This is a genomic window from Methylobacterium goesingense, from assembly GCF_022179225.1.
Classification (GTDB): domain Bacteria; phylum Pseudomonadota; class Alphaproteobacteria; order Rhizobiales; family Beijerinckiaceae; genus Methylobacterium; species Methylobacterium goesingense.
In genome coordinates, this window is sequence record NZ_BPQL01000204.1 from 1 (window position 1) to 3,419 (window position 3,419).

Here is a 3,419-nt window from a genome sequence, read left to right on the forward strand (position 1 = left end):
TCGGTGTCCACCGAACCGGTTCTCCCGCAGTTTGCGTGGAAGGGTCGCGGCGACGCAGCGTGGATAGGCTGATTCAGCTCGGGGATGATCCTATCTTCATCCCTGCCAGGCTGCATCGTTGACCGCGTTGTCCGGCACTCCGGTCATCTCATCATTGCCGCCCACGTTCGACGGGATCGTGGACGCTGTCCCGACTGCGGCGCGCCAAGCTCTGCCGTTCATAGCCGATACGTCCGGCATCCTGCCGATCTTCCAAGCTTCGGCGAAGCCGTAACGCTGCGGCTCACGGTCCGCCGCTTCTACTGCCACCATCCCGCCTGTCGGCGGCGCACGTTCGTCGAACCGCTGCCGCGGCTTCTCCCGCCACGCGCTCGACGCACCGGCCGGCTCGCTCGAGCTCAGGCCCATGTAGGCCTTGCGTTGGGTGGCGAGGCCGGCGCTCGCCTCTCCGGGCATCTGGGCATGGCCACGAGTCCGGATACGGTGCTGCGTCTCGTCCACGGTATGACGCTCCCGCCGATCGGTCCGCTGAGAGCGGTGGGGATCGACGACTGGGCCATCCGCAAGGGGCAGACCTACGGCACGCTACTCGTCGATCTCGACCGGCGACGTCCCATCGACCTGTTACCAGATCGCTCCAGCACAACCGTCGCCGCGTGGCTGCGTCGACATCCCGGGATTGCGGTCATCACGCGCGACCGCTCGTCCGAATACGCGCGCGCAGCCACCATGGGCGCCCCCGCGGCTCTCCAGGTCGCCAACCGCTGGCATCTGCTCCTCAACCTGCGCCAAGCCGTGGAGCGCTGGCTCGGCCGCGTCCACGGACGCTTACGACATCTGCCAAGCCTTGCCGCCGAAGAGGCGCGACGGCCCGGACAACGTCTGCGAGCCTACCGCCGAAGCCAAGCCGAGATCGCCGTGGGCCTCGACAGCCGTGCCCGGCGTCTGGCCGCTTACGAGGACGTGCGTCGGCGCTTTCAGGGCGGTGAGACCCTGCTGGCGATCGCTCGGCAGACGGGCCTCGCACGCGGGACGGTGCGCAAGTATGCACAGGCCGAGAGCTTTCCGGAGCGCGCAACGCGTCGCCCGAGCCCCAGCCGCCTCGATCCCTACCTTGCGCATCTGGAGCAGCGTATGACCGAGGGGTGCGAGAATGCGATGGAACTCTGGCGCGAGCTACGCGAGCGTGGCTTTGCCGGTACGCACCGGCAGGTTCACCGCTTCGTTGCCGAGCGTCGCACGAGACCAGCGCGGCGCACCGCCCGCAAATGGCTGGCCCGGACGTCCCCGCCGGTCACCGATGCGATCCCTCTTCCGTCTCCCAAGCAACTGGCTTGGTTCCTGACCCAGCCCGTCGAAGGCCGCCTGCCCCATGCGACCGCTGCTATAGGCCGGATCGAGCAGGACCCGGAGGCGGCCCGTTTTGGTGACCTGGCGCAGCGGTTCGCAGTTCTGGTGCGGACCTGCTGTGATGATGACAGCCGGCCCTCGGATCCTGCCGGCGAACTCGACCTCTGGCTCGACGCGGCGCGCCTCAGTGGCATACCGGCCCTCGAGACGTTCGCTGTTGGCCTGGAGCGGGACGGAGCGGCGGTGCGTACCGCATTGACGACGTCATGGAGCAACGGTCAGGCGGAGGGTCAGATCAGCCGCCTGAAGATGCTCAAGCGGACCATGTACGGACGCGCAGGCTTCCCCCTGCTCCGACGGCGTGTCCTCCTCGCTGCGTGATCCACGCAAACTGCGGGAGAACCACCAAACCGGGGCAATCCCACTTCTCGTCGATGGACAGCACCACCGCGTGGGCGGGTGGGTTCATGTAGAGGCCGACGACATCCTCGACCTTGACGGCGAAGGCCGGGTCACGCGAGCGCTTGAAGGTGCGCAGTCGATGCGGTTGGAGGCGGTGAGCGTCCCAGATCCGCTGCACGGCGCGCAACGATATCCCAACCGCCCGGGCTACGGCACGTCCGGTCCAATGGGTTACCTCGCCTGGTGGCTCCGAGCAGGTCAGCGCCAGCACTTCAGCCACCGTCTCGGTCGGGTGGGGTGGCGTGCCGGGCGGACGCGTCTTGTCGCGCAGAAGACCTTCGACGCCCGCCCCAGCGTAGCGCTGCTGCCAGCGCCACACGGCCGGGCGGCTGACGCCCGCCCGCCGGGCCACATCTTGAACGCTTAGACGATCGGCTGAGAGCAGGACGATGCGGGCACGCTGGATGTATTTGAGTGGGCGGGATCGATCCTGCGCGATCGCAGCGAGCCGGGTCATGTCGGCTGCATCGGGAAGCACGCAGACAGTCTGAGCCATCGCCCAGACTCGCACACCTCATCCCGCCCGTGAATCCTTCGTCCGCGTCACTGCACTAGGATGACGGTGTAGGGCTGCCTCAGCGCCTGGACCCGTGTTTCAACGATGGAGGTACTGAAGTGTTCGCCGATTGTAGCCCAGACGAAAAGGGCAGCCTTCATGTCTTGCCGATCCCGCTCGGGTGCGTGGCCGGTGCTTTTTTCGCATGATGCTCTGAAGTTCGAAAAAGCGCGATAGGTTGCTCACCTTAACCTGTAGGCTGTGCTCCGCCGGCCGCTCCTGCAGTATCGGCATAAAAATCTTGTGTTTGGCCTGATAGGTCGAAACGATCAGATTAGCCTATACCTCGATCATCAACAAACGCTGACTTGGATATTTCGTATAATATTACGAGAGATCAAATTTGCTAAATCCGAGAGCTGAAAACACTGCGTCCGAAAAACATCTGATCAAGCTCATTTAAAATCTCTACGTGGGTTCGGCGCATGGAGTTGCCCTTTCGGGTATCGTGCGGGATCCGCGCCATCTCAGTTAGAAGATCCTGGTAGGGCTGCATGAACCGTTCGAATCGCCACTTCAACGGCCTGCATCGGCAGGTCGGACTCCCGCATCTCAATGGCCGTCCAGCCACTATACGCAGCTTCGCGCAGTGATCGGAGGAGGCAGGCAAAGGTGGGCATTGCGCTCATCTCCACGGGAGCTAAGCTCGGTTGCGACAAGTGGATATGGCCGATGAGGTTATGATATTTGGCCACAATCTCAGCGCCATCCTCACCAGCGATAGTTAGGCAGCCCGTATCTACGTGCAACCGGAACGCTGGATGCGCTACACACTGCACCATCGCTGCGCAATCCCGCTCCGTTCGCAAAAAGTCCCCTCCATATTCTGGCGGCGCCGGCTCAAGCATAATCGTGAAGCCGTAAGATGAAACGGCTTTGGCCAACTTCGCGAACCGTTCCGCGCCCAACTCGAACGCCTCCGCCTCGCTGAGCCTGCCCCGAAGGCGATTGCGCGGAGCACCGAATACGCCGCCCCCTCCTTGGCTCAACTGCTCCGCCATGCGAGCGACACGCACCGTGTGTTTCAGCAGAGCCTCGAAGGCCGGCTCGT

Annotated in this window: 2 protein-coding genes and 1 pseudogene; 1 reads left to right on the top strand and 2 read right to left on the bottom strand. The window is 64.2% G+C overall.

The window, feature by feature from the left end; translation table 11 throughout:
• Positions 1–84: 84 nt before the first annotated feature.
• Positions 85–1,731 carry an ISL3 family transposase gene (locus tag MFF30_RS24720; protein WP_238282866.1) on the top strand — a complete coding sequence of 549 codons (1,647 nt, stop codon included), beginning with the start codon at positions 85–87 and terminating at the stop codon, positions 1,729–1,731.
• A gap of 46 nt (positions 1,732–1,777) precedes the next feature.
• On the opposite strand, the pseudogene MFF30_RS24725 reads toward MFF30_RS24720, so the two are convergent.
• Positions 1,778–2,308, bottom strand: a pseudogene (locus MFF30_RS24725) (IS630 family transposase); the annotation flags it as partial.
• Between the two features lie 527 nt (positions 2,309–2,835).
• A partial coding sequence (locus tag MFF30_RS24730; protein ID WP_238282868.1) for a sugar phosphate isomerase/epimerase family protein occupies positions 2,836–3,419 on the bottom strand: 584 nt, incomplete at its 5' end.

Excerpts from the sequence above, each read along its gene's own strand:
- MFF30_RS24720 (WP_238282866.1), top strand. The coding sequence starts at position 85 with ATGATCCTATCTTCATCCCTGCCAGGCTGCATCGTTGACCGCGTTGTC.